We start from the raw sequence: 23,504 nt of genomic DNA on the forward strand, positions 1-23,504 counted from the left end.
ACTGACACACGCCATGCGCTTCGAGGACCTGCTTCGCCCGACGCCCAAGGGGCTCTATTGCCCGCCGGGCGACTTCTACATCGATCCCGTGCGCCCGGTGGAGCGGGCGCTGATCACGCATGGCCATGCCGATCACGCAAGGCCGGGCCACGCCCATGTGATGGCGACGCCAGAGACGCTGGACATCATGGGCATCCGCTATGGCGAGACCTTTGCCGGCGCCACGCAGGCGGCCGCCTATGGCGAGACGGTCGCGGTCAACGGCGTGACGGTGAGCTGGCATCCGGCCGGCCATGTGCTGGGCGCGGCGCAGATCGCAGTGGAAATGGACGGCACGCGCATCGTCGCGTCGGGCGACTACAAGCGCCGCCGCGACCCGACCTGCGCCTCCTTCGAGCCGGTCGACTGCGACGTGTTCATCACCGAGGCGACGTTCGCTCTGCCGGTGTTCCACCACCCCGACGATCGCGGCGAGATCGCCAAGCTGCTGGCGAGCGCCGCGCAGTTTCCCGAGCGCACGCATCTCGTCGGGGCCTATTCGCTCGGCAAGGCTCAGCGCGTCATCGCGCTTCTGCGCGAGGCCGGTTACGCCGAGACGATCTACATCCATGGCGCGATGCAAAAGCTCTGCGACTATTATGTCAGCCGCGGCGTCGAACTCGGCCCGCTGGCGCCCGCAACCGACGACGACGCCGACCGCGACCGGTTTGCCGGCGCGATCGTCATCGGCCCGTCGGCGGCCTTCGCTGACCGCTGGGCACGGCGCTTTCCCGACCCCATATCCTGCTACGCCTCCGGCTGGATGCGGGTGCGCCAGCGCGTGCGCCAGATGGGCGTCGAACTGCCGCTGATCCTGTCGGACCATTGCGACTGGGACGAGCTGACGGACACGATCCGCGAGATCGGGCCGCAGGAGGTCTGGGTCACCCATGGCCGCGAGGAGGCGCTTGTGCGCTGGTGCGAACTGAACCAGATTCGCGCCCGGCCGCTGAACATTGTCGGATATGAGGACGAAGCGGAATGACATCGCCTAACCGGATCGCGCGCTTCGCCGCGCTCTTCTGCCTCGTGGCGCTCGCCATGTCGGGCGGCCATGCGGTCGGGGCCGACGGCGCGCCCGAGGGCGACATGGCCGCGACGCTGCGCAATGCCTGCCTGGCGCTCGCCGCGCCGCGCATGAGCGTCGGCGCCCTGCGCGTCGATCCCGCCGGCACGCGCGATTTCGCCTTCGCGCTGGTCACCGACGCCCGAACCGGGGCCGAGCATGTCTGCGCCCATGAAAAGGCGAGCGGCCGGACCGTGCTGGGCGGCCCCCTGGAGGCGATCGTCGATCCCCAGAAGCCGTTCTCGCCGCAGGACGCGACGCAACTGTCGGAACTGCGGGCGCAGGTTGCCGCGACGCTCGCCGACCTCGACGCCCGGAACCTGAAGTCCAATGGCGAGGCCTCCACGGTGGCGGCGCTTCTGTCGGGCAGGGTGAAGCCGGACGATCTGGCGAGCTTCCCGCCGGGCCCGTATCGCTGCACGGTCTACTGGTACGGCTTCCTGGAGGAGGGGGCGCAGCGCGTCGGCGCGCATCGCTGCACGGTCTCGCCCGCGCCCGATGGCGGCCTGATCATCGACAAGGCGACGGGCGACCGTTTCCACGGCCAGACGACGGAATGGGAGAACGGCCTCAGCGCCTTTTACGGCCGCACCTGGCTGGAGGGCCAGTCGGAGCGCCGCTACGACCCGGCCCGCCCCGACAATGCCGACAACGACAATTTCGGCAACAAGGTCGGGCTTGCGCTGCGCTCCGGCGAGCGGCTGTTCCTCGTCTCCATCGACGAGCGCGGCATGACGGAGCCGGACCCGACCTTCTTCGAGATCCTGGAACTGGTGCCGCAGCTTTGAAGGGCTTCGCCGACCTCCTCGACCGTCTCGTCCTGACGCCGTCGCGTAACGCCAAGCTGACGCTTCTGACCGGCTATCTCGCCGCGACGCCGGATCCCGACCGCGGCTACGCCATCGCGGCGATCACGCGCGATCTGGACATCCTGTCGGTCAAGCCGGCGATGGTGCGCGCGCTGGTCGCCGAGCGGGTGGACGAGGTGCTGTTCGCCTATTCCTACGATTTCGTCGGCGACCTCGCCGAGACGGTGTCGCTGATCTGGCCGGCGACAGAGGGGCGCGCGTCGGATCTGCCGACGCTTTCGCAGATCGTCGAAACGCTGCAATCCGCCTCGCGTTCCGACGGGCCGAGATTGGTGGAGCGCTGGCTCGACGAGCTCGATCCGTCCGGCCGCTATGCGCTGTTGAAGCTGATCACCGGCGGCATGCGCGTCGGCGTGTCGGCGCGGCTGATGAAACAGGCGCTCGCCGATTACGGCGGCGAGGACGTCGCCGAGATCGAGGAGCTCTGGCACGGGCTGACGCCGCCCTATCAGCCGCTGTTCGACTGGCTCGACGGCCGCGCCGACAAGCCGGCCAATCTCGCCGCCGCGCCCTTCCGGCCGGCCATGCTGGCAAATCCGGTCGATCTGGACGAACTCGCCCGCTACGACCCGGCCGACTATTCTGCCGAATGGAAATGGGACGGCATCCGCGTCCAGGCGACCGGCGAGCGCGGCGAGCGGCGCATCTATTCGCGCACCGGCGACGACATTTCGGGCGCGTTTCCCGATCTCCTGGCGGCGATGGAGTTCGACGGCGCGATCGACGGCGAGTTGCTGGTCGGCCATGTCGAGGACGGCGCGATCCGAACCGGCACGTTTTCCGACCTGCAGCAGCGGCTGAACCGCAAGACCGTGCCGGCGAAGCTGCAGAAGCAGTATCCCGCGATCCTGCGCGCCTACGACCTGTTGCAGGAGGGCGGCGAGGATCTGCGGCCGCTGCCCTTCGAGGAACGCCGCGCCCGGCTGGAGCGCTTCGTCGCCGACCTGCCGTCCGACCGCTTCGACCTGTCGCCGCTGGTCGCCTTCGAAAGCTGGGAGGAGGTCGCGCAGATGCGCAACGCGGCGCCCGACCCGGTGATCGAGGGGCTGATGCTGAAGCGCCGCGATTCCGCCTATGTGCCGGGCCGGCCGAAGGGGCCGTGGTTCAAGTGGAAGCGCGATCCGTTCCTCGTCGATGCCGTGCTGATGTATGCCCAGCGCGGCCACGGCAAGCGCTCCAGCTTCTATTCCGACTACACGTTCGGCGTCTGGACCGGCCCGGCCGACGATCCCCTGCTGGTGCCGGTCGGCAAGGCCTATTTCGGCTTCACCGACGAGGAACTGAAGCAGATCGACAAATTCGTCCGCGACAACACGATCGAGCGTTTCGGCCCGGTCCGCTCCGTGCGCGCCGAGCCGGACAAGGGCCTCGTGCTGGAAGTGGCCTTCGAGGGGCTGAACCGTTCGAGCCGGCACAAATCCGGCATCGCGATGCGCTTTCCCCGCATTTCGAGGCTGCGGTGGGACAAGCCGCCTGGCGAGGCGGACCGCCTGGAGACGCTGGAGGCGATGCTCGAGTGACCGCGCGCGACACGTGCAGGGCGGTCGAACGACCGGCCCGCCGGGCAGCTCTAGGGCTCGAGCGCCACGTATCGGGCCGGTCGCCGGGAGGTCGGACCACGCCTCCGGACGGATGCGTCGGACCGGCGCGTCCGTGGTCATTGAACATCGCCGCGCGCCGTTGCGCATGACCCAATTGGGCCATGCGACACGCGTCCGGGCCTATTGCGTCAGCACGTCGCCGAGCAATTCGTCGAAGCGCTCGTACTGGAACAGGTGGCCGACGCCGGCCACCTCGGTCTTCGGCGGCGCGCCGGCGAGCGCATGCAGGCGCCGCATGTCCTTCGGCGGGTGGATGGTGTCCTGGTCCCCATGCACGAAACGCACCGGCGTCTGCAGCGCCTTGACCTGTTCCCAGTCGAAATGGACCTGGTTGAAATAGTCCTGCCGCAGGCTGGTCTCCGAATTGAGCACGGCCTCCATGATGCGCGCGCCCTGGTGCGGGGCGTCGAATTCGCGGTCCAGCACGGCCATGTCGGGCGCGCTGCCGGCGAAGATGCGCTTGATGGTCGGCTCGAAGCGCTCGCGCGGGGCGAACTGCCGCTTGAGCATCGCCATCGTCTTGGTCAGCAGCGTTTCGTTGCGCAGCGCCAACTCGGCCACGCTGGCGCCGAAATAAGCCGCGCTCGGCCGGTAGTGGCCGGCGGAAAAGCAGGTCGCCGCATAGGTGACGGAACTGGTCTTTTCGGGGTGCTTGCGGGCGAAGGCCGTCGCCAGCGCGCCGCTGGAGACCATGGCGACGAGCGGCGTCGGCACGCCGCACATCTGCGTCCACGCGGTCTCGACGCCGGCCAGCGCCTCGCTGTGGTGGGACATGTGGTCCTGGCGCGGCGCCTCCAGTTCCAGGACGCCGGGGCGCAGCGGGAAGATCACCCGGGCGTTGTTCTCGACCGCGAAGGCGAGGTTCTGCGCCGTGATGTCCGGAAAGATCATCGGATGCAGCACGATTACCGGCCGTCCGGCCAGCGGACCGTAATCGAGGATCCGCACCGGCGGCCCCTTGCGCTGGTTGAGGATGGAGACGCGCACGCCCTCCGGCAGGAAACGGTCGGCATAATCGTGCAGGAAATCGTCCTCGCGCGACGAGGCGATGGCGGGCATCAGGGCGAGCAGTATGTCCTGCAGCAGCACGCGCACCACGTCCTGCTGGCGCGACAGGCGCATCCGGTTGGACAGCGACTTGAACTGGTTGCGGCGCGTCTCGTAGGCGACGCCGTCGATCTCGGCGGCCTCCGACAGCGAGTGCCCGGCGAGCAGCAGGGCCGCGAGGCGGGTTTCGGCCGGGCTGGGCGTGTCGAGGCCGGCATTGCGCATCGTCGCGCCGATGATGTCGACGGGCGCGACCACGACCATCGCGCGGCCGCCCGCGCGGCAGCACACGCCGATATGGCCGGCCGACACGATGATGTGGTTGGCCTCCAGCGCGGGTGTCATGTCGGCGGCCGGGAAGGGCGAGATGTCTGCCGGCGTGTCGGCGTCCAGCATGTAGCGCCAGATCGGGACGCCCTCGTAGTCGGTCGAGGGAGCCGGCTCTTGCCGGTCGATGCTGTCGAGGAAGCCGAACAGGTGCTCGGAATCAAGGTCGGGCACCGTGCGCACCGCCTCGACGGCTATCGCTCTCGCCTTGAAGTCCTGCACCGCGTCTGCCTCCTGATCCCCACTCACGGTTGCAATTGCCGCCCGCGATGGCAAGGTTTTCGCGACCCGTACGTCCCGTCCGGGCCCGCATTGCGAGGATAGCGCGAAAACCGCCGCGCCGAATGACCCGTTTGGATCAAGACGGTGTCATCGGCCGGTTCCGGTTATTCGCGCCTTGCATTGCGCCTGAATTCGGCCGATGTCAGAAGAAACCCCGGTTTCACGAAAGAGCGAAATGAAACAGGATCGCAGGGATTCCTTTCTGGCGCGGGTGCGCAGCGCCTTGCCCGATCTGCATCCGGCGGAACGCCGGCTCGGCGAATTCGTCTGCGACTTCCCCGGCGAACTGGCGAGCTACGACGCGCAGGAACTGGCCCGGCTGGCCAACGTCTCCAAGGCGACCGTGTCGCGCTTCGTGCGGCGGCTGGACTACGCCAATTACGACGAGGCGCGCAAACACGCCCGCGAGGAGCAGATGACGGGCTCGCGCCTGTTTCTGACCCTGCCGAGCGAGGACAATCCGGACGGCACGCTCGCCGCCAACCTCACCCAGGGCAAGGCCAATCTCGACCGCACCTTCGGCGCCATCCCCCAGGCGGAGATCGACGCGGTGGCGCAGGCGCTGCTCGACGCGCGCAAGGCGTGGGTGATCGGCTTTCGCGCGGCCCATCCTCTGGCCGATTACCTGCGCTGGCAGCTGATCCAGGTGATCGAGAACATCATAGCCATTCCCGGCAGCGGCGAGACGCTGGGCGAGTCGCTCGCCAGCATCCGGCCCGACGATTGCGTGGTGCTGTTCGGCCTGCGCCGGCGCATCGCCCAGACCGACACTATCCTCGACCAGATCGCGGCGAGCGGGGCGAAACTGCTCTACGTCACCGACGAAGGGGTGGAGCCGGACCGGCGGCCGCGCTGGCATTTTCGCTGCCACACGGCGGCGAGCGGGCCGCTGTTCAGCCATGTCTCGGTGATGGCCGTCTGCCACCTGATCGCCATGCGCGCGATCGAGCTTGCCGGCGGCAAGGCACGAGCCCGTCTGCGCGCCATCGAGACGATGAACGACCAGCTCGGCGAGCTGTAACTGACGCGCAATCCATCACCACGCAGCAAGCGCTGCTTAATTCATATGCAGAATCACCGGCGCGCGACGCGGGGCGATTTTGCGTTGATTTCGGTCAACATCATGATATCAATGTGAAATCACAGTTTCATATAAGTTTGGCATGAAATCTGTATCGTCAAATGCGTCGGCGAAAGCCGCTCACGTCACGCAAGACAAGTGTATCTCGCGCTGATATGGCGCAAACGGAAGGCGAAGCAGATGACCAAAACGTTCCTGATTGCATCCCTCACGGCGGTTCTTGCCGCTTCCGCCGCGCATGCGGAAACCATGAGCCTGAAAGTGCTCGGCCAGCCGGCCGGCTCGGGCCTCATCGCCCAGAACAAGGAAAAGCCCTTCTTCGAGAGCTTCTCCGAGAGCACCGGCATCGACGCAACGGCCGAATACCTGCCGGTCGACGTCGCGGGCGTTCCCGATTCCGACGGTCTGCGCGTGCTGAAATCCGGCCTCTTCGACATCGTCTCGATCCGCGGCCCGCAGGTCAGCCGCGACGAACCCTCGATCCTGGGTCTCGATCTCGTCGGCCTCAACACAAGCTATTCGGCCGGCCGCGCCCATATGGACGCCTTCGTCGATACGGTCGGCGCGCGCATCGAGGAGAAGTTCAACGCCAAGCTGCTCGGCGTCTGGCCGGCCGGCCCGCAGGTCGTGTTCTGCAAGCCCGAGATCTCCGGCCTCGCCGACCTGAAGGGCCTGAAGGTGCGCGTCGGCGACCAGAGCGCGGCCAATTTCGTCTCCGGCCTCGGCGCGACCGGCGTTCCGATGCCCTTCGGCGAAGTCCAGCAATCGCTGGCGCGCGGCGTCGTCGATTGCGCCATCACCGGCCCGGCTTCGGCCAATTCCGCCGGCTGGCCGGAAGCCACCACCACGGTGCTGCCGATCGCCCTGCAGCTCGCCGTCAACGGCTATGCCGTCAATCTCGACACCTGGAACAAGCTGTCGGCGGAGGACCAGGAAAAGCTGAGCGCCTCCATCACCGAACTGACCGATGACATCTGGGCCTATTCCGAAGAGCTCTATGAAGACGCGATGAACTGCAACACCGGCAAGGAGTGCAAGCTCGGCAAGCCTTACAGCCTGAAGAGCGCGCCCGTCTCCGACGCCGACATCGCCATGGTCGCCGAAGCGGTCGGCAAGGTGTCGCTGCCGGTCTGGGCCGAACAGTGCAACGCCGTCTTCCCCGAATGCGAGGCGACCTGGAAGGCGACGGTCGGCGCGCAGCTCGGCCTGTAAGAACGCCGCCGCGCCGGGGAGAAGCGAAATGAACCATGTGACCCGAATTTCGGGGGTCATCTTCGGAACGATCATGATCGCGCTGTCGGTCACGATCGTGGCGGAGATCCTCTTGCGGAAGTTCTTTTCGGTCTCGCTCGGCGGGGTGGACGAACTGGGCGGCTATGCGGTCGCCGTCGTCGCGCCGCTGGCCTTTCTGGTCGCCGCCGCCGACAGCGCCCATATCCGCATCAACCTGCTGCACGCCCGCCTGCCCATGCGGCTGCGGGCGGTGCTCAACCTGGCGGCGGCGCTGGCGCTGGCGCTGCTTGCCCTCTTCCTCTTCTATTTCACCGTCCAGACCGTGCGCGAGACTTTGGAATACCGCTCCATCGCGCAGACACCCTGGGCGACGCCGCTGATCTATCCGCAAGCGCTGTGGCTGGTCGCCATGGGCGTCTTCGCCCTCGGCATGCTGGTCATCGCCGGCGGCGCGGTCGGCGCGCTGGCGAGGGGCGAGTGGCGCACGCTCGATCTGCGCTACGGGCCGGAATCGGTGTCCGACGAGGTGCTGGCGGAGCTTGAGGATCTCAAGAAGCGCCAGGAGGCGGCGTCGTGAACATCACCGTCGTCGCCATCGGTTTCGTCTCCATGCTCGCCCTGATGTTTCTCGGCATCCCGGTCGCCGTCGCGATCGTCGCCGTGGGCGCCTTCGGCGGCTATCTGTTCTTCGGCTTCCCGCTTGTCGACATGATGGGCGGCGTCATCTGGTCGAGCCTCAACAGCCCGTCCATCCTCGCGATTCCACTGTTCATGCTGCTCGGCGAATTGCTGCTGCGCGGCGGCATCGCCGACCGCATGTATGACGCGCTCGCCGTCTGGCTCAACCGGCTGCCCGGCGGGCTGCTGCACACCAACATCGCCACCTGCGCGCTGTTTTCCGCGACCTCCGGCTCGTCGGTCGCCACCGCGGCGACGGTCGGCACCATCGCGCTGCCGGCGCTGGAGGAGCGCGGCTACAGGCCGGGGCCCTCTCTCGGCTCGCTGGCGGCCGGCGGCACGCTCGGCATCCTCATTCCGCCGAGCATCAACCTGCTGGTCTACGGCTCGCTCGCCAACACCTCCGTCGGCCAGCTCTTCGCCGCCGGGCTCGTGCCGGGCATCCTGCTGGCGGCGCTGTTTTCGGTCTACATCTTCCTGTTCGAGGGCAGGGGACAGGCCGCCGCGACGCCGGTTCCGCTCTCCGTCAAGCTCGCCCATCTGCGCTTCCTGGTGCCGCCGATGATCATCTTCGGAGTGGTGATGGGCTCGATATACGGCGGCTTCGCCACGCCGACGGAATCGGCGGCCATGGGCGTCGTCGTCGCGCTGATCCTCGTGGCCGCCAATGGCCGGCTGAACCGCGAATTGCTGGTCAACTGCTCCATCCAGGCGGCGCGTACCACGGGCATGACGGTGATCGTGCTGGCCTGCGCGCTGCTCTTGAACGTCACGATCTCGATGCTCGGCGTCACCCAGGCCGTCACCAAATGGGTGGCGACCTTCGGGCTCGACCAGATCGGCCTGATCCTCGTGCTGATCGTCTTCTATCTGATCCTCGGCATGTTCATGGACGCCATGTCGATGCTGGTCCTCACCGTGCCGATCACGGTGCCCCTCGTGGTGGCGGTCGGCATCGATCCGATCTGGTTCGGCATCTTCATCGTCCTGATGTGCGAACTGGCGCTGATCACGCCTCCGGTCGGCATGAACCTCTTCGTGGTGCAGGGGATCAGGCGCGACGGCGGATCTTTCTCCGACGTCATCCGCGGCGCGGCGCCCTATGCGGCGATAATGATCGGCTTCACGGTTCTGCTGCTCTTCGTGCCGGGCATCGCCATGTGGCTGCCGGACACGCTCTCGGCCCGGATGTGATCATGCTGGAGAGCGCGAAGACGCGGGATTGCCGCCTTCTGGTGATCAATCCCAACACGAACCCGGGCGTGACCCGCCGCATCGCCGAGCACATGGCGCAGCACGCGGCCGACGCCACGGTCGAAGTGGTCAATCCGGCAAGCGGCCCGTTCTCGATCGAGACCGCCGCCGACCGGGACTGCGCGGTACCCGCCGTGCTCGACCTGATCCGCGCCAACCCCGGCCATGACGGCTACATTCTCGCCTGTTTCGACGACATCGCCGTCGACGAGGCGCGCGCCCTTGTCGACGCGCCGGTGATCAGCATGGCACAGGCGGCGATCGAGGCGGCGGCCGCGACCGGCGGACCCTACACGATCGTGACGACCGTCGAGGACCAGGTGCCGACCATCGAGGCGCTGATGCGCAGATACGATCCCGGCCAGGCGGGCACGGTCCGCGCCTGCCGCGTGGGCGTCGCGGCGGCATCGGCGCGCAGCGCGGAGGCCGAGAGCCTGCTCGACCGCCACATCCGCGCCGCCATCGCCGACGACGGGGCAGGCACGGTGGTGCTCGGCTCGGGCGCCTATGTCGGCCGCGCCGGTGACCTGGAGAAGCGCTACGGCATCCGCTTCATCGAGGGGCTGATGGCCGCCGCGGAGCGACTTGCGCGGCAGCGATAGCCGGCGGATTGTGCCTGCGCGGCGAGATGACGCGGTTCGCGGGGCGGAGCGCGCCGCGCCACCGGTTGCCTCGAACCCTCTTCTGTGGGCATCGTGAACCGGAGGGGGCAATCTCGATTGAAGGTTCGGCGGCGACACCTGTTTTCCGGCTTCGTGCGCGCGTTCTGCGTGCTGTCGCTGATTCTGGCCGCCTTCTCTCATCGCCCGGCCCTTGCCCGGGATACTGACGCGGCCGCGCAGGCCTTCGTCTTCCCGGACGGCTCCGTCGCGACCAACTGTCTGACGGGCGGCGGGGACGATGGCGGGCATGGCGGTGCTCCCGAAAGCTGCGAGTTCTGCCGCATCGCCGGCTCCGTCGCGGTGCCGGCTCCGCCGGCCGAATTCGAATATTGCACCGCGCTCGCCCGTGACTGGCTGCCGCTGCCGACGCGCAGGCCGCATGCCCGCCAGGCGCTGCGAGTCGTCGCTGCGCCGCGCGGCCCGCCCGTTTCACGCAGCTGAACATCCTGAACGCGCGGGTCTGAACCCGACCGCGCCTGCCCGGACAATCGCATGGTCTGTCGCTCGACGTGACGAAGGCCGCGCGTACCGCTGCAGGCGGTCGCGCCCGTGCCGATCCACCCTTTCAAGCGTCAGAGGCGCCCCGCGACGCGGGGCCGTCCTCGATCCATCCCTCCATTCGGAGACAATTGGGACCCCCGATATGAAAACCTTTCGCACTGCAATCTATCTCGTGCCGGTGTTCGGCTGGCTGCTTCGCAGCGCCGCGCACGGCGATGTCCGGGAGAAAGTGTTCTTTCTCCTCAACCTCATCATGATCTGGGCCTTCGCCATCACGCAGCTCGGCTACCCGGCGCTGATCGTACCGGCTCTGGCCTTCGCCGGAACCTATCTTGCCTTTCTCGTGGTCTTCACCGCCGGCGACCTGCGCGCCGGCGTCGAGATTCCGGCCCGCGCGTGATCGTGAAAGGACATTCAGATGCGTAATCTCAGGATCTGGCTCTATGCGGGCCTTGCCGTCTGCCTGGTGGTGGTGGGAACCGTGCTGGCCTATCAGGCCGTCAACCGCGGCACCGAGAACTCGTTTGCGTCCGGCACCCGGCTCGGTGCGCCGTTTGAGCTGATCGACCACAACGGAAACCCCATCACCGAGGCCGCGTTCGCGGGACGGCCGACGCTGCTCTATTTCGGCTTCACCCGCTGTCCGGAAGTCTGTCCGACCACGCTCTACGAGATGGCCGGTTGGTTCGAGGCGCTGGGCGAGCAGGGCGAGGCGCTGCAGGCCTTCTTCATCACGGTCGATCCGGAGCGCGACACGCCCGAGATCATGAAGGGATACGCGGAAGCGTTCTCCGATCGGGTGACCGGCATCACCGGCGATCCGGCCGAGGTCGAGAAACTGCTCGCCGCCTGGCATGTCTACTACGCGAAGATCTACGACGCCGACGACGACACCGACTACACCATGGACCACACCGCGTCGGTGTTCCTGCTCGATCGCGACGGCGATTTCAAAGGCACGATCAGCTATGGCGAGAACACGGCCACCGCGATCGAGAAGCTGAAGCGCCTGGCCGAATGAAAGACGCGGCGGGCGCGCAGGGCCGCCGCTTCGCCGGCGCCCTTGCGCCCGCCGCATTTTGCCCCTAGCTGACAGGCTCCCTGTTGCCGGAGCGCGCGCCATGTCGGTCAATCGTTTCCTGGGCGATTCTGTCGCCCGGACCATCATCAAGCTTATCGTCGTCTCGATCCTGGTCGGGATGGTGATGAACGTCTTCGACATCTATCCGCTCGACATCTTCTATGCCTTCCGCAATTTCGTGGTGAACCTGTGGGAGAAGGGCTGGGCGGCGCTCGGCCGTTTCGGCGACTGGCTGATCCTCGGCGGCATGGTCGTCGTGCCGGTCTTCATCCTGTTGCGCATTCTTAATTACAGGCGGTGACGGCAATGGACCGGCGTTTCTTCGTGATCGGCGGCGTGGCCGCGCTGGGCCTCGGCGTCTCCGGTTGCAGCACGGCGGGGCTTCTGGACCTTTCCGTGTCGGGCGGCGACAGCGAGATCGTCACCGGCAAGGTGCTGGCGAGCGTCAACCGGCTGCGCGCCGCCGAAGGCAAGCCGCGGCTTTCCTCCGACCGCAATCTCGGCCGCCAGGCGCGCGAGCACGCGGAATACATGGCTCGCAAGGGGCGCATGTCGCATGACAATTTCGCCCGCCGCATGAAGCGGTGGAATATCGACCTGCCGGCCGCCGAAAACGTGGCCGAGGGCCAGAAGGACGCCGCCGGCATGTTCGAGGCCTTCCGGCGCTCGCCGAAACATTTCGACAACATGCTGGTCGGCGACTTCCGCAAGCTCGGCGTCGGCGTCGCGCGCGACCGCAACGGCCGCAATTACTGGGTCATGGGGCTCAGCGGCTGATCAAAAGACGAACTCGCTCGCCACGCGGTGCAGGATGACGTGCCGGCGCGCGATGGCCGCGGCGTCCTTCGAATAGCCGCCGCCGATGACCCCGCAGACCGGGATGCCGCGCTGGCGGAAATGGGCAAGCACCATGCGCTCCCGCTGCTCGATGCCGCGATCGGTGAGCGACAGCCGGCCGAGCCGGTCCTCGGCATGGACGTCCACGCCGGCATTGTAGAAGACGAGGTCGGGCGTCACCCGGCCGCGCAAGTCTTCCAGGACCAGCGCCAGCGTCTTCAGATAGGCGAGATCCTCCATGCCGTCCGGCAGGCCGAGATCGTAATCCGAAACGGCCTTCACCGTCGGATAGTTGCGTTCGGCATGGACCGAGGCGGTGAAGACGCGCGGGTCGTCTTGAAAGATCTCCGCCGTGCCGTCGCCCTGGTGCACGTCGAGATCGAGCACCAGCGCCTGGCCGATCTCGTGATCGGCGAGGAGCAGCCGCGCCGCGACTGCGACGTCGTTGAAGGTGCAGAAGCCCGCCCCCTGGCGCGAATTGGCGTGATGGCTGCCGCCGGCCGTGTTGCAGGCGACGCCGTGTTCGAGCGCCAGCCGCGCCGCCATCACCGTGCCGGCCGTTGCGCATTGCGCGCGCAGCGCGGTGCGCTCGGTTACCGGAAAGCCGATGTCCTTCTCGATCGCCGCCGGCACCGCGACCGAATAGACCTGGTCGACATAGGCCGGGTCATGCGCGAGCTTCACCCAGGAAGCCGGTGCCGGCGCCGGCACATGGAAATCGCCCGGTCCGGCCAGCCCCTCCTGCATGATGGCCTCGGCCAGGAGCTGGTATTTCGACATCGGAAAGCGGTGATCCGGCGAGAATTTTGCGTCATAGGCCGGATTGTGGACGATGGGCAGGCGCATGGTCTTTTTGACCTATTGTATTCCTGACAAAAAGCAATCAAGCCAATTCCGCAGAAAACAGGGGAGGATTGTATACATGAAGGTTCTGATCACGGGCGCCAGCGGCGGTATCGGCTTTGCGACGGCGTGTGAACTGGCCCGCCGCGGACATCATGTCGTGGCCGGCGTGCTGAACGCAAGCGAACTCGACGCCTATGAGGGCGTCTCCGGCGTCGAGACCATGCTGATCGACATCACGAAGGCAGAGGATCGCGCCGCCGCCGCCGCGCATGCGCCCGACGTGCTGATCAACAATGCCGCCGTCGGCATGATCGGCCCGCTGGCGCTCTTCCCGATGGATCGCGTCCGTGCACTCTTCGAGGTGAACGTTTTCGCCACGCTCGAAATGACGCAGGCGGTCGTTCCCGCGATGCTGGCGCGGGGCTCCGGCCGCATCGTCATCGTGTCCTCCGTCGCCGGCGTGCGCGCCTCGGCGATGGCCGGGCCTTACGCGATGAGCAAGCACGCGCTGCAGGCGATGGGCTCCAGCCTGCGCGCCGAACTCGAGCCGCAGGGCATCGACGTCGTCCTGGCCAATCCGGGCGCCTACGGCACCGGCTTCAACGATCGCATGGTCGCCTCCGTGCGCGAATGGCTGAAGCCGGAAGACGCCGCACCCTACGAGCCCTTCATAGAGCGCATGTCCGGGATCATCACCATCGACCAGATGGACCCTGCCGGCGCCGGGCCGCACATGGCCGATCTGTGCGAGGCGAAGGAAACGAAACTCGTCAATCCGATTCCGCCCGGCCTGTTCTGATCCGCCGGCGGCGGGATTGCGAAGCCGGCGGTTCGGGGATAACCAGCAAGTCTCCGCCGATCCTTCCCGCCACCCCGCATCTTTCCGGGTTCCCGCATGTCCGATGCACTTTCCCCGTCGCGCCCGTTCGAGGTGACCAACCGCATGGTCTTCGCGATCGCGGCGCCGATGACGCTGGCCTTCCTGACGACGCCGATCCTCGGCATCGTCGACACCACGGTGATCGGCCAGTTCGGCGACGCGGCGCTGATCGGCGGCCTCGCGGTCGGCGCGCTGATCTTCGACATCGTGTTCGCGACCGTGAATTTCCTGCGCTCCGGCACGACCGGCTTCGTCGCCCAGGCCGTCGGTCGCGGCGACGAGGCGGAACAGCAGGCGGTGTTCTGGCGGGCCGTCATCCTGGCCGCCGGCCTCGGCGTCGCCTTCCTGGCGCTCGCCTGGCCGATCCGCGAAATCGGCATCCTTCTGATCGATCCCGGGCCAGGCGTCACCGAGGCGACGCGGGCCTATGTGACGATCCGCATGTTCTCCGCGCCCTTCGCGCTGGTCAATTACGCCATTCTCGGCCTGTTGCTGGGGCAGGGCCGGGCGATGGCGAGCCTCGGCCTGCAGACGCTTCTGAACGGCATCAACATCGTCGCGTCGGTCTATCTCGGCCTCGTTCTGGGCTGGGCGATCGAGGGCGTGGCGCTGGGCACGATCCTCGGCGAGGCCACGGCGGCCGTGGTCGGGTTCTGGTGGCTCCTGCGCGGCTTCGACCCCGCTCATCGACCGTCATGGCGCCGTGTCTTCGAGCGCGCCGCCTTCCTGCACCTCGCCTCGGTCAATCGCGACATCATGATCCGGTCCTTCGCGCTTCTGGCGGGCTACACGCTGTTTACCCGCATCGGGGCGCATTTCGGCGCGGTGACGCTGGCGGCCAATGCCATCCTGATGAACTTCTTCATGATCGCCGGCTACTATCTCGACGGTTTCGCCACCGCCGCCGAACAGATCGTCGGCCGCGCCGTCGGCGCCCGCCACGCGCCGGCCTTCTGGCGCGCGGTCAAGCTGACTTGCCTGTGGGGCTTCGTGCTTGCCGGCTTCACCACCGTGGTTTTGCTGGCCGCCGGCGGCGCGGTGATCGATTTCATGACCACGGCCGAGGGCGTGCGCGAGATCGCCCGGACCTATCTGCCCTGGGCAGCGCTGACGCCGGTTGTCGGCGTCCTCGCCTTCCAGATGGACGGCGTCTATATCGGCGCGACCTGGTCGCGCGACATGCGCAACATGATGGTGTCCTCGCTGGCGCTGATGGTCTTGCTGATCCTGGCGCTGACCCCGTATTTCGGCAATCACGGCCTTTGGTTCGCACTCCTCGCCTTCCTGGGCGCCCGAGGCCTGAGCCTGCTGGCCAAACTGCCGCGCCGCGCGGGCACGGTGTTTGTATAGGGTCCGCGCGGTCTTCCCGATGTGGCGCAGGCTCGCTCGAAGGCAGGGTTTTTGACACAACAGCGTTTTGCCAATATGAATTGGAAATTCAACGTGAATTGGCAAAAATGAGTGATATCAAGCTTTTGGATGGCGAGAGCATACGCGATTCCGTGGATGCACGGGATCGCTATGAACTCTTGCGTGCCGCCCGGATCGAAGCGCGCCACAGTTTTGGCGGATCGATGAAGTTCGAAAGCCGGGGGGAGGCCGAATACCTCATTCGCAGGCCATATGGCAGCTCCACTCGAAAGTCCCTCGGCCGGCGCAGCCGCGAGACCGAGGCGATCCTGGCGAAATTCACGGAAGGAAAGGCGCGTGTCGATGAGCGGATCGAGGGTCTGCGCAAGCAACTGGAGGATCGCGCGCCGATCTTGCGGGCGCGCGGTCTCGGGCGTGTGCCGCTTCTGGCCGCCCGCGTGATGCGCAAGCTCGACGATCTGGGCTGGCTCGGGATCTCTCTGATCGTCGTGGGAACGAATGCGCTCTACGCCTATGAGGCAAGGGCCGGGGTCAGGATCGAAACGGGGATGCTTGCGACCGGCGACGTGGACGTACTCTACGACGCCAGGCGGAAACTGGTCATGTCCGGCGAAATCCGGGAGAACGGCCTGATCGGCGCGCTGCAGGCTGTCGACAGATCCTTCAGCCGTTCCGACGCCAAGACCTACACTGCCGCCAACAAGGACGGTTACATGGTCGATTTGATCGAGCCGCAGGACCATGACAGGTTGATGCGCGGCGGCCCGTCGAAATTGTCCGATCATCCCGATGACCTGGTCGCAATCAGCACGGACAGCAGCAAATGGCTGCTCAACGTGCCGAAATTCGAGGGAACGGCCTTCGATGAACGCGGGCTACCGGTCCGTATCGTCACGCTGGATCCGCGGGTCTATGCATTGCAGAAGCAGTGGATCGTCGAGAACGACTGGAGCCGCGATCCGGCCAAGCGTACTCGTGACTGGCAGCAGGCCCAACTCGTCGCGCTGATGGCGACCCGGCATCTGGGATTGAGTTTCGATGACGACGCGCTTTCAGGCCTGCCGAAATCCTTCCGCGACCTGGCGCAGGGATTTGACGATTCCGCCGGCTCCGGGACGGCAGAATGGTAGGCGCCAGCGCCCTGAATGTCAGGCCGGAATAGCCTTTGCCGCCCAGTCGGCGACGCGGCTGCCGCGCAGGTCGAGCAGGGACGCGGCGGCGCGGTCATCGAGCAGGGCCGAGAGTTCGCGGTTGATCGCGTTGGCGATGTCCGGGCCGCGAAAGATCATGCCGGTGTAGAGCTGCACGAGGTCGGCGCCGGCCTCGATCTTGGCGAGCGCGGTCGCGCCCGAATCGACGCCGCCGACGCCGATCAGCGTCTTCGACGGACCGAGCCGCTCGCGCGTCTTGGCGAGCACGATGGTGGAGCGTTCGAAGACGGGACGGCCGGAGAGGCCCCCGGCCTCGCCGGGATCGCGCGAAATTCCCTTGCGTGACAGCGTCGTGTTGGAGACGATCATACCGTCGAGCCGCTTGTCGGTCACCTCGGCGACGATGTCGTCGAGATCGGCTTCGGCGATGTCGGGCGCGATCTTCAGGAGCACCGGCACGGCGCGCTTGTGGATTTCCTCCTCCGCCCGGCGTGCCTCGTCGAGCCGGCCCAGCAACTCGGCGAGTTGCGCCCGGCCCTGCAGGTCGCGCAGGCCCGGTGTGTTGGGCGAGGAGATGTTGACCGTGAAATAGCTGGCGAGCGTGTAGAAGCGCTTCAGCCCGGTCACATAGTCGGCGATGCGGTCTTCGGCATCCTTGTTGGCGCCGATATTGACGCCGACGATGCCCCGCCCGTGCCGCGCGACGAGGCGCTCGAACGCCGCGTCATGGCCCTCATTGTTGAAGCCCAGCCGGTTGATCACCGCATGGTCGGCAGGCAGGCGGAAGATGCGCGGGCGCGGATTGCCCGATTGCGGCTTCGGCGTGGTCGTGCCGATTTCCGCAAAGCCGAAGCCGATACGCAGCAGCGCGTCGGGAACCTTGGCGTCCTTGTCGAAACCGGCGGCCACGCCGACCGGGTTGGGAAAGGCGAGCCCCGCCGTCACCACTTCCAGCCGCGGATCAGGCTTTTCCGTGCAGGCCGGCAGCAGCCCGCTCTTCAGCGCGTTCAGCGCCATGGCATGCGCCGTTTCCGGTTCGAAGCGGAAGCTGAGCCAGCGCCCGGCACGGTCCCACAGGCGGTCCCTCATCGGCCCATGTCCGGAAAGACATGCGCGCCGTCGTCGCCGATCGGCAATGCGCGCACCCATAAGACGGCGTCGAGCGCGAGCGGCGCGTAGAGATGCGGAAACAGGTCGCCGCCGCGCGAGACCTCGTATTTCAGCGCGTCGCCCAAATGTGCGGTATCGACCGCGACGAGCCGCAGGCCGGTCTGCCCGGCGAAATGCTTCGCCGCCGTTTCCTTCACCTGGCTCGCCGTGGAGAAATGGATGAAGCCGTCGGCATGGTCGATCGGCGCGCCGTCGAAACGCCCCGCCGCCTCGGCCTCGGCCCATTGTTCGGCTGTCGCGATCTTGTAGATGATGGGATCCATGCCGATTGCATAATCCGCGCGCGCGCATTGGAAAAGGGCAGGCCGCCGAAACGGACAGCTTTGTTGGCCGGTTTGACGCGCCTGTCGCATTTCCCCCGGATTTCGCGGCTAGGCTTTGCGGCGAAACACAATCGAAACCGAAAAAGGGATCGACGAGATGAAATTGTCTGAACGCGGCCTGTTTGCCGCCGCCACGCTGGCGATCGCCGCAAGCGCCGTGCAACCGGCGGCGGCCGACGCCGGCCGCTACGTGATGGAGACGACCGAGGACGGCTATGTCCGCATGGACACAGCCACCGGCGAGATGTCGATCTGCGCCGAGAAGAACGGCCAGCTGATCTGCAAGCTCGCCGCCGACGAGCGCGCCGCGTTCCAGGACGCGCTCGACCGGCTGGAGGAGCGCGTGTCGCGGCTGGAGGACAAGGCCGCCCGTTCGCTCGCCGTGCCGAGCGAGGAGGAGTTCGACCGCGGCCTCGACAATATGGAGCAGTTCTTCCGCCGCTTCCTCGGCATCGTGGAGGAGTTCGACAGGAAGCGCGAGGACGAGCCCGCCGGGTCCGAGGAGCCGCCCGCCGACCGAACCTGAACACGGCGCGGGTCACACTGCGCGCAAATGCCGAAATTGGCGCTTGCCTGCGCCAAATCACATGCTATAAACCGCGCACTTTCCGGCGGCTCGCCTCCGGAAGTGCCTTCACCCAATGTTGTGAAGTGATTGCCCGGGTAGCTCAGGGGTAGAGCAGCGGATTGAAAATCCGCGTGTCGGTGGTTCAAATCCGCCCCCGGGCACCAGCCCATCCTATTGAAACCGTTAGGTTTTTCGTCGTTCATCGGTCGTCGCTTTCGGTCCGGTTTGACACTTTTTCACTCGGGTTTGACAATTTTCGTTCCCCGCCTGTTCATCTCGGCGGTGAAATCGACCATCACACCCTCCAATTTCCGGCTCTTGTCGGCATCGCGCGAATAATGGCGCGCCATCGCCGTGGTCTTCTGCTGGAGCATGTCGGCGATGGTTCTCTCGTCGAAGCCAAGCTCCGCCAAGACGGTCGCCACGGTGTGCCGCAGGCCCTTCAACGTCAGCCCCTTGCCAATCGCGCCGGCTTCCTCCAGCGCGATCCGCACCGGCGCCCAGGAGGCCCGGAAGCCGGAAACGGTCCACGGCTTGCCCCGCGAGTTCGCGCAAAGGGTAATGGCGTCGTGCTGGGGCGCTGCCTCGATCGCCTCGGCGACCGGCGCGGGCAGGGAGATCAGGCCGCCGGTTCCGGTCTTCCCGCGCCGGGTATCGATCTTGCCGTCGCGCACGGCGGTGCGGGGCAGCGACAACGCGTCCTGCGGATCGAGGGCGCAATACATCATGAGGGCCACGGGAACGCGCATGTGCGCCGGCAGCGCCTGCCAGACGGCGTGGCGTTCCTCGTCGCTCCACGGCCGATTCGCGCGCGCCAGGGACTTCGGCCGCTTGATCGCCTTGAGGCGGAAAGCCGGGTTCGTCGTCATGTGGCCACGCTCGCGACACCATTCGAACAGGAGCGACATCACGGTCCGGGTGTAGTTCCCCCAGCGCCAACCGTGCTTCGCCGCGATCCGGTCGCGGATCCTGACGACGAGCGGCGTGTCGAATTTGACGAGCGCCGTGTCGCCGATCGGCTGGAGGAAGTCGAACACGCGCTGGTAGTCGTGCCGGGTCCGATCGGCGAGGTCGGTGAAGGCGTTGCTTTCGCGAAACAGCTTGATCGCCATGCCGAGCGTGCCCGGCTTTTCCGAGGCCGTCTTCTCGACCAGGGCGGCGACGCGCGCGCATTCGGCATACCACTCCATCGTGTACGGTTCGAACTTGCGGCAATTGACCGTCTGCCCGCTCGCGCGGTGACGGGTGCGCCAGGCATAGGGCAGCTTCTTGTCGCGCCAAACTTGGAAGCCCGGCGGGTTTGGCCCTTGCTTGCGCCTGTCCACGATCATTAGAGCCGATCCACGATCTCGTCGGCTTCCGTCCCACCGCCGGCCTTCAGACTGTCGATCCAGCGATCCAGATCCTGCAAATCCCACCGATGCGATCCGTCCGGCATGGCCACGGGCGAGACACCGCACAGCGCCTTGAAGCGCTTTTCAGCCATCCCGCAATAGTGCGCGGCCTCGCCGATCTTCATCATGCGGCGAGGCGACAGGTTGAGGTTCAACGTCGCCGACTGCATTGCCTATGCCTTTGCATACTTTGCTGGTTCGTCCCGCTCGGAGAGTTCAAGCGCGATCTGATGCAAGAGTCCTCCGCCGATGACAAAGCAACGCCTCGCCGAGCTATCAAACTGCCGTGAGTAGGCGTCCGGGTTTTGAGTGACCCAATCGCGAACAGCAGTGTTGGAGGTGAAGAGAATGTCGAGCCCCGACATCCGCAACCACGCAAATTCGCCGTTTTCTTCGACTTCCACCCGGTCTACGGCCAGCCCATCAGTCCAATTGTCCGGTGTGCTGATGATCGAGGCGAGAACGCCGCCAAGCTTTGCGCCGTTCAGGAAATCCCGACCACCCGCCTTGCGAGAGATCGCCTCCAATGAGTTCGCGCGAACGAAAACGGTTTCGGAGTCGGCCGCTCGACGGGACACCATCACCATCAACATGCAGGCAGCCTCAAGAGGGGTGATATTCGGTGCACCATGGCCGCGCGGGCCTGTTTGGAGAACTCCAATCTCTCGAAGAAAACGTGTCCGTTGGTCGACTTCGCCAAGCGTTGCTCCGGTTGCCATGGATAGCACTTGGTGAAATTCGCGAGCTCGCATGTCTGATTCCTTTATGGTGATTTTCACCGTATATCGGGCCGCGGCAGATCGCAACGGTGACTTTCACCGAAAGGCGTGGAAAAGGCGAGTGACCCCGCCTCAACCGTCTCTATTGCTGGTCTCCCCGAATGCGGACGAAGCTCGCCAACAGCGCCTGACCATCCTCGGCACCGAACTCGTCGCCGGTCTCTGCGATCGAGCGCAGCCAGGCGGCTTTGGCGGCGACGTCTTCGGCCGTCAGAGCCGGGTACGCCATCGCCGCCTGGCGGGCCGTTCTCCACGCCGCCAGGGCATTCCTGTGGCCGTCCTCGGCCGCGTCTATCCCGAAGGCGGCGCGCTTGGCTGCAATCCGCATGTGCAGCATGTTCCATGCGGCACAGTCGGCGGCGCAGTCCTCGTCCAGCGTTCGTTTCGCTATGTCCAGCGCACGACCCTTGACGAGGGCCGTCTCGATCCGGTCGAAGGCACTCGCGCGTGCCGCCATCAACTGGTCCACACCCTCGGCGCGGTCGGTGAAGAACGGATTCAGGAATTTCCCGATCCGGCTTTGGAACGTGACCCCGCGCGATCGGCGCTTCCAAGCTTCGAAGCGGCGCATGCGCACGTCAAGCAGGTCCGACGTCGCGTCGAGGAAGGCGGCGGCCTCGCGCTCGGCGGCGATCAGGCGCGCCAATTCGGGCGACGGCTCGGCGGGCGCTGCCTTCACACGGCAGGTGCCCCCAGCTGCGAAGCCTGTGACAAGCGCGCCTTTAAGGACAGAGCGACGGTGGATTGCGGGCAAACCTTCGGCGGCTGCCGGAAGAGATGTCTTCGGCATCGAAAAATCCTTGTTCGGTTTTCGTAACAGGGGTACGATAACCGGAAATTTTCCGGATTGTCAAACGATATCGTAACAGGGTTCTGATATGCAGGCGATTCAATGCAAGATGGCGCGCGCGGCGACTGGCATGGGAGTGCGTGAACTTGCAGAGCGCGCCAAGGTGTCACCTGACACCATAGCCCGCCTCGAACGCGGGGAGGAACTGCGCGAGCGGACCGTCGAGGCCATTCAATCCGCCTTGGAAGAAGCCGGCGTTGAGTTCATCGCCGAAAACGGCGGCGGCCCGGGCGTGCGACTTCGCAAAGACTGAAGCGCATGGGACGCCCGCTTTCTCCCGACCCGATCGCCTATCCGCCGCGCGGCATGAACCGCGACGAGGCAGCACGGTGGATCGGGGTTTCGACGACCAAGTTCGACGAACTGATCGCACGTAATTTGATGCCCCGCCCCAAGCGCATCGACGGCCGCGTGATCTGGGACCGCTATGCCCTCGACGCTGCGTTCACGGATCTGCCCGACCAGCGCGTCAACGCAATCGACGCCGCGATCGAAAATGCAAGAGCCCGTTGATAACGCGGGCTATTCGTTAGTCCAAAGAAGACTGAAGATGTGCGCGCGGAGATTTGAAGAATCCCGCCTCGGCTGCATCTGGATCATTTGTTAAGCTAGTAGGTAGTGTGTCGAACACGAGAGCGTTTAGCCAAGGATGGGGTGAAGGATGGAGCTGAGGGAATTCATTTCAGAAACACTTGGTCAGATTATTGACGGAGTAAGATCCGCACAGGCAAACGAGGGCGGTGAAGCTATCAATGCCAAAGCATGGTCTGATAACCCGGGCGGCAACTTAGTGTTCACTGGCAAATACGGTCTTTTTACACGAGTGGATTTCGACGTCGCTGTCTCTGCTGAGACGAGTGGAGGGGGTGCCGCGAAGCTCACGGTGTTCGGTGTTGGGTTCGAGGGTGAAGGTCAGAAGACCGCCTCGTCTGCTAATCGTGTGACGTTCAGCGTTCCAGTCCGCCTTCCCGACGGAGACACAAGTGTGGCTGAGGCCGTCGCGGAACAGATACGTGAGAATAGGGAACAGCTTGCTGAGGCGCGGAAGAAGCGCTTCCGCGGGTCTTAAGTCGGGCACGCGCCATGCGGGGAGATTGCGCATGAGTGAGACGGAGCAGGAGCGGGTGATCAGGGTTCGTGCGGCAGAGCGCGCTCACGATGATTACTATAAGGGCACACTGACCCTGTTTGATTCGATAATGACATTTTCAATTGCTGCGATGCGCACGCCCGGCTTGGCTGCCGCTGGTGGTATCGCTGCCACGTTGGGGTTCTACAGCGCAAACTACGCTCGGCTTAGAGCTGTTCCTGAAGCATTGTTGGAATTCAACGCGGTTCTCTTTTGGATGTTTCTGAGTCTGCTCGCCACCATTTGCGCGCCTGGATTGGCGTACTTCTCGCAGAGCTTCTTTCTCTGGGGTGAAGGGGCGAAAAAACTGTCTTGGGAATGGCCATATGTGGGTACAAATCGCCGATCAAAGATTCTCATTCGTGTCGGGATAGGTTTTCAAGTCGCGACAGTTCTGTGCGTTTTGGCATCGATCGTATTGATGATCGTAGGAGGTGTACGGTTTCTACATCTCGTTGCGGTGTTGCCAACATAACGAGTGATAG

29 protein-coding genes and 1 tRNA gene are annotated in these 23,504 nt (G+C 65.7%); 22 read left to right on the plus strand and 8 right to left on the minus strand.

From position 1 onward, the window contains the following. The first annotated feature begins 13 nt into the window (after positions 1–13). Genes MRY80_RS24575 through MRY80_RS24585 form a run of 3 tightly spaced genes read left to right on the plus strand, consistent with a single transcriptional unit; the run spans position 14 to position 3,494 of the window. A complete protein-coding gene (locus tag MRY80_RS24575; RefSeq protein WP_293294063.1) occupies positions 14–1,024 on the plus strand; it encodes a ligase-associated DNA damage response exonuclease in 1,011 nt (336 codons plus the stop codon). Continuing rightward, positions 1,021–1,893 carry a hypothetical protein gene (locus MRY80_RS24580; protein WP_293294064.1) on the plus strand — a complete coding sequence of 291 codons (873 nt, stop codon included), beginning with the start codon at positions 1,021–1,023 and terminating at the stop codon, positions 1,891–1,893. Before MRY80_RS24575 ends, MRY80_RS24580 begins: the two co-directional genes overlap by 4 nt. Then, entirely contained in the window at positions 1,890–3,494 is a 1,605-nt protein-coding gene (locus tag MRY80_RS24585; protein WP_293294065.1) for a cisplatin damage response ATP-dependent DNA ligase, read from the plus strand. The genes MRY80_RS24580 and MRY80_RS24585 overlap by 4 nt, the downstream gene beginning before the upstream one ends. 201 nt (positions 3,495–3,695) lie before the next feature. Here the strand turns inward: MRY80_RS24585 and MRY80_RS24590 are convergent, their stop codons facing one another. After that, positions 3,696–5,198 carry an alpha/beta hydrolase gene (locus MRY80_RS24590; RefSeq protein WP_293294067.1) on the minus strand — a complete coding sequence of 501 codons (1,503 nt, stop codon included), beginning with the start codon at positions 5,196–5,198 and terminating at the stop codon, positions 3,696–3,698. 208 nt (positions 5,199–5,406) lie between these two features. Between MRY80_RS24590 and MRY80_RS24595 the strand changes: the two genes are divergently transcribed. From MRY80_RS24595 to MRY80_RS24640, 10 genes are all read left to right on the plus strand, one after another. After that, positions 5,407–6,252 (plus strand): MurR/RpiR family transcriptional regulator, encoded by an 846-nt coding sequence (locus MRY80_RS24595; RefSeq protein WP_293294069.1) that lies wholly within the window; start codon positions 5,407–5,409, stop codon positions 6,250–6,252. Between the two features lie 240 nt (positions 6,253–6,492). Beyond that, entirely contained in the window at positions 6,493–7,524 is a 1,032-nt protein-coding gene (locus MRY80_RS24600; protein WP_293294071.1) for a TRAP transporter substrate-binding protein, read from the plus strand. Between the two features lie 28 nt (positions 7,525–7,552). Then, the gene (locus MRY80_RS24605) at positions 7,553–8,122 is read left to right on the plus strand and encodes a TRAP transporter small permease subunit (RefSeq protein ID WP_293294073.1); all 570 of its coding nucleotides are present in this window, start codon (positions 7,553–7,555) and stop codon (positions 8,120–8,122) included. Beyond that, positions 8,119–9,417, plus strand: a complete 1,299-nt coding sequence (locus MRY80_RS24610) for a TRAP transporter large permease (protein ID WP_293294075.1) — start codon at positions 8,119–8,121, stop codon at positions 9,415–9,417. Before MRY80_RS24605 ends, MRY80_RS24610 begins: the two co-directional genes overlap by 4 nt. Before the next feature lie 2 nt (positions 9,418–9,419). Further along, entirely contained in the window at positions 9,420–10,079 is a 660-nt protein-coding gene (locus MRY80_RS24615; RefSeq protein ID WP_293294077.1) for an aspartate/glutamate racemase family protein, read from the plus strand. An 84-nt stretch (positions 10,080–10,163) separates the two neighbouring features. Continuing rightward, on the plus strand, positions 10,164–10,580 hold the full coding sequence (locus MRY80_RS24620) for a hypothetical protein (RefSeq protein WP_293294078.1): 417 nt from the start codon (positions 10,164–10,166) through the stop codon (positions 10,578–10,580). Between the two features lie 202 nt (positions 10,581–10,782). Further along, entirely contained in the window at positions 10,783–11,040 is a 258-nt protein-coding gene (locus MRY80_RS24625) for a hypothetical protein (RefSeq protein ID WP_293294079.1), read from the plus strand. A gap of 18 nt (positions 11,041–11,058) precedes the next feature. Next, entirely contained in the window at positions 11,059–11,661 is a 603-nt protein-coding gene (locus MRY80_RS24630; RefSeq protein WP_293294081.1) for an SCO family protein, read from the plus strand. A gap of 100 nt (positions 11,662–11,761) precedes the next feature. Beyond that, the gene (locus MRY80_RS24635) at positions 11,762–12,022 is read left to right on the plus strand and encodes a DUF6460 domain-containing protein (RefSeq protein ID WP_293294083.1); all 261 of its coding nucleotides are present in this window, start codon (positions 11,762–11,764) and stop codon (positions 12,020–12,022) included. Positions 12,023–12,027: 5 nt separating this feature from the next. Continuing rightward, complete coding sequence (locus tag MRY80_RS24640; protein WP_293294085.1) at positions 12,028–12,498, plus strand: CAP domain-containing protein; 471 nt, start codon at positions 12,028–12,030, stop codon at positions 12,496–12,498. Here the strand turns inward: MRY80_RS24640 and MRY80_RS24645 are convergent, their stop codons facing one another. Beyond that, positions 12,499–13,404 (minus strand): histone deacetylase, encoded by a 906-nt coding sequence (locus tag MRY80_RS24645; protein ID WP_293294086.1) that lies wholly within the window; start codon positions 13,402–13,404, stop codon positions 12,499–12,501. A gap of 76 nt (positions 13,405–13,480) precedes the next feature. Here MRY80_RS24645 and MRY80_RS24650 point away from each other — a divergent pair, with 76 nt between their 5' ends. The 3 genes from MRY80_RS24650 (at position 13,481) to MRY80_RS24660 (ending at position 16,785) form a co-directional block, all read left to right on the plus strand. Then, positions 13,481–14,203, plus strand: coding sequence for an SDR family NAD(P)-dependent oxidoreductase (locus tag MRY80_RS24650; RefSeq protein ID WP_293294087.1), 723 nt, complete (start codon positions 13,481–13,483; stop codon positions 14,201–14,203). Between the two features lie 96 nt (positions 14,204–14,299). Continuing rightward, positions 14,300–15,634: an MATE family efflux transporter gene (locus tag MRY80_RS24655; RefSeq protein ID WP_293294089.1), complete on the plus strand. Its 1,335-nt coding sequence runs from the start codon at positions 14,300–14,302 to the stop codon at positions 15,632–15,634. Between the two features lie 107 nt (positions 15,635–15,741). Beyond that, entirely contained in the window at positions 15,742–16,785 is a 1,044-nt protein-coding gene (locus MRY80_RS24660; protein WP_293294091.1) for a nucleotidyltransferase domain-containing protein, read from the plus strand. Positions 16,786–16,803: 18 nt separating this feature from the next. Here the strand turns inward: MRY80_RS24660 and MRY80_RS24665 are convergent, their stop codons facing one another. Further along, positions 16,804–17,895, minus strand: coding sequence for a quinone-dependent dihydroorotate dehydrogenase (locus MRY80_RS24665; RefSeq protein WP_293294092.1), 1,092 nt, complete (start codon positions 17,893–17,895; stop codon positions 16,804–16,806). Next, positions 17,892–18,239, minus strand: a complete 348-nt coding sequence (locus tag MRY80_RS24670; RefSeq protein WP_293294094.1) for a DUF952 domain-containing protein — start codon at positions 18,237–18,239, stop codon at positions 17,892–17,894. Before MRY80_RS24670 ends, MRY80_RS24665 begins: the two co-directional genes overlap by 4 nt. A 157-nt stretch (positions 18,240–18,396) precedes the next feature. Here MRY80_RS24670 and MRY80_RS24675 point away from each other — a divergent pair, with 157 nt between their 5' ends. Both MRY80_RS24675 and MRY80_RS24680 read left to right on the plus strand, forming a co-directional pair. Continuing rightward, complete coding sequence (locus MRY80_RS24675) at positions 18,397–18,825, plus strand: hypothetical protein (RefSeq protein WP_293294096.1); 429 nt, start codon at positions 18,397–18,399, stop codon at positions 18,823–18,825. A 131-nt stretch (positions 18,826–18,956) separates the two neighbouring features. Continuing rightward, positions 18,957–19,031 (plus strand) — tRNA-Phe (locus tag MRY80_RS24680). Positions 19,032–19,103: 72 nt separating this feature from the next. Here the strand turns inward: MRY80_RS24680 and MRY80_RS24685 are convergent. From MRY80_RS24685 to MRY80_RS24700, 4 genes are all read right to left on the minus strand, one after another. Then, complete coding sequence (locus tag MRY80_RS24685; protein WP_293294098.1) at positions 19,104–20,198, minus strand: tyrosine-type recombinase/integrase; 1,095 nt, start codon at positions 20,196–20,198, stop codon at positions 19,104–19,106. Beyond that, entirely contained in the window at positions 20,198–20,431 is a 234-nt protein-coding gene (locus MRY80_RS24690) for a hypothetical protein (protein ID WP_293294100.1), read from the minus strand. The genes MRY80_RS24685 and MRY80_RS24690 overlap by 1 nt, the downstream gene beginning before the upstream one ends. A gap of 3 nt (positions 20,432–20,434) precedes the next feature. Further along, positions 20,435–21,040 carry a hypothetical protein gene (locus MRY80_RS24695; protein ID WP_293294102.1) on the minus strand — a complete coding sequence of 202 codons (606 nt, stop codon included), beginning with the start codon at positions 21,038–21,040 and terminating at the stop codon, positions 20,435–20,437. 82 nt (positions 21,041–21,122) lie between these two features. Further along, on the minus strand, positions 21,123–21,830 hold the full coding sequence (locus MRY80_RS24700) for a hypothetical protein (protein ID WP_293294104.1): 708 nt from the start codon (positions 21,828–21,830) through the stop codon (positions 21,123–21,125). Between the two features lie 88 nt (positions 21,831–21,918). Here MRY80_RS24700 and MRY80_RS24705 point away from each other — a divergent pair, with 88 nt between their 5' ends. From MRY80_RS24705 to MRY80_RS24720, 4 genes are all read left to right on the plus strand, one after another. After that, positions 21,919–22,143, plus strand: coding sequence for a helix-turn-helix transcriptional regulator (locus MRY80_RS24705; protein ID WP_293294105.1), 225 nt, complete (start codon positions 21,919–21,921; stop codon positions 22,141–22,143). Positions 22,144–22,148: 5 nt separating this feature from the next. Next, complete coding sequence (locus MRY80_RS24710; protein ID WP_293294107.1) at positions 22,149–22,403, plus strand: hypothetical protein; 255 nt, start codon at positions 22,149–22,151, stop codon at positions 22,401–22,403. Positions 22,404–22,551: 148 nt separating this feature from the next. Further along, positions 22,552–22,959: a hypothetical protein gene (locus MRY80_RS24715; protein WP_293294109.1), complete on the plus strand. Its 408-nt coding sequence runs from the start codon at positions 22,552–22,554 to the stop codon at positions 22,957–22,959. Between the two features lie 31 nt (positions 22,960–22,990). Next, positions 22,991–23,494 carry a hypothetical protein gene (locus tag MRY80_RS24720; RefSeq protein ID WP_293294111.1) on the plus strand — a complete coding sequence of 168 codons (504 nt, stop codon included), beginning with the start codon at positions 22,991–22,993 and terminating at the stop codon, positions 23,492–23,494. Positions 23,495–23,504: the final 10 nt, after the last annotated feature.

The sequence above is a fragment of the Oricola sp. genome (assembly GCF_022763245.1).
In the GTDB taxonomy this organism is placed as follows: Bacteria; Pseudomonadota; Alphaproteobacteria; order Rhizobiales; family Rhizobiaceae; genus Oricola.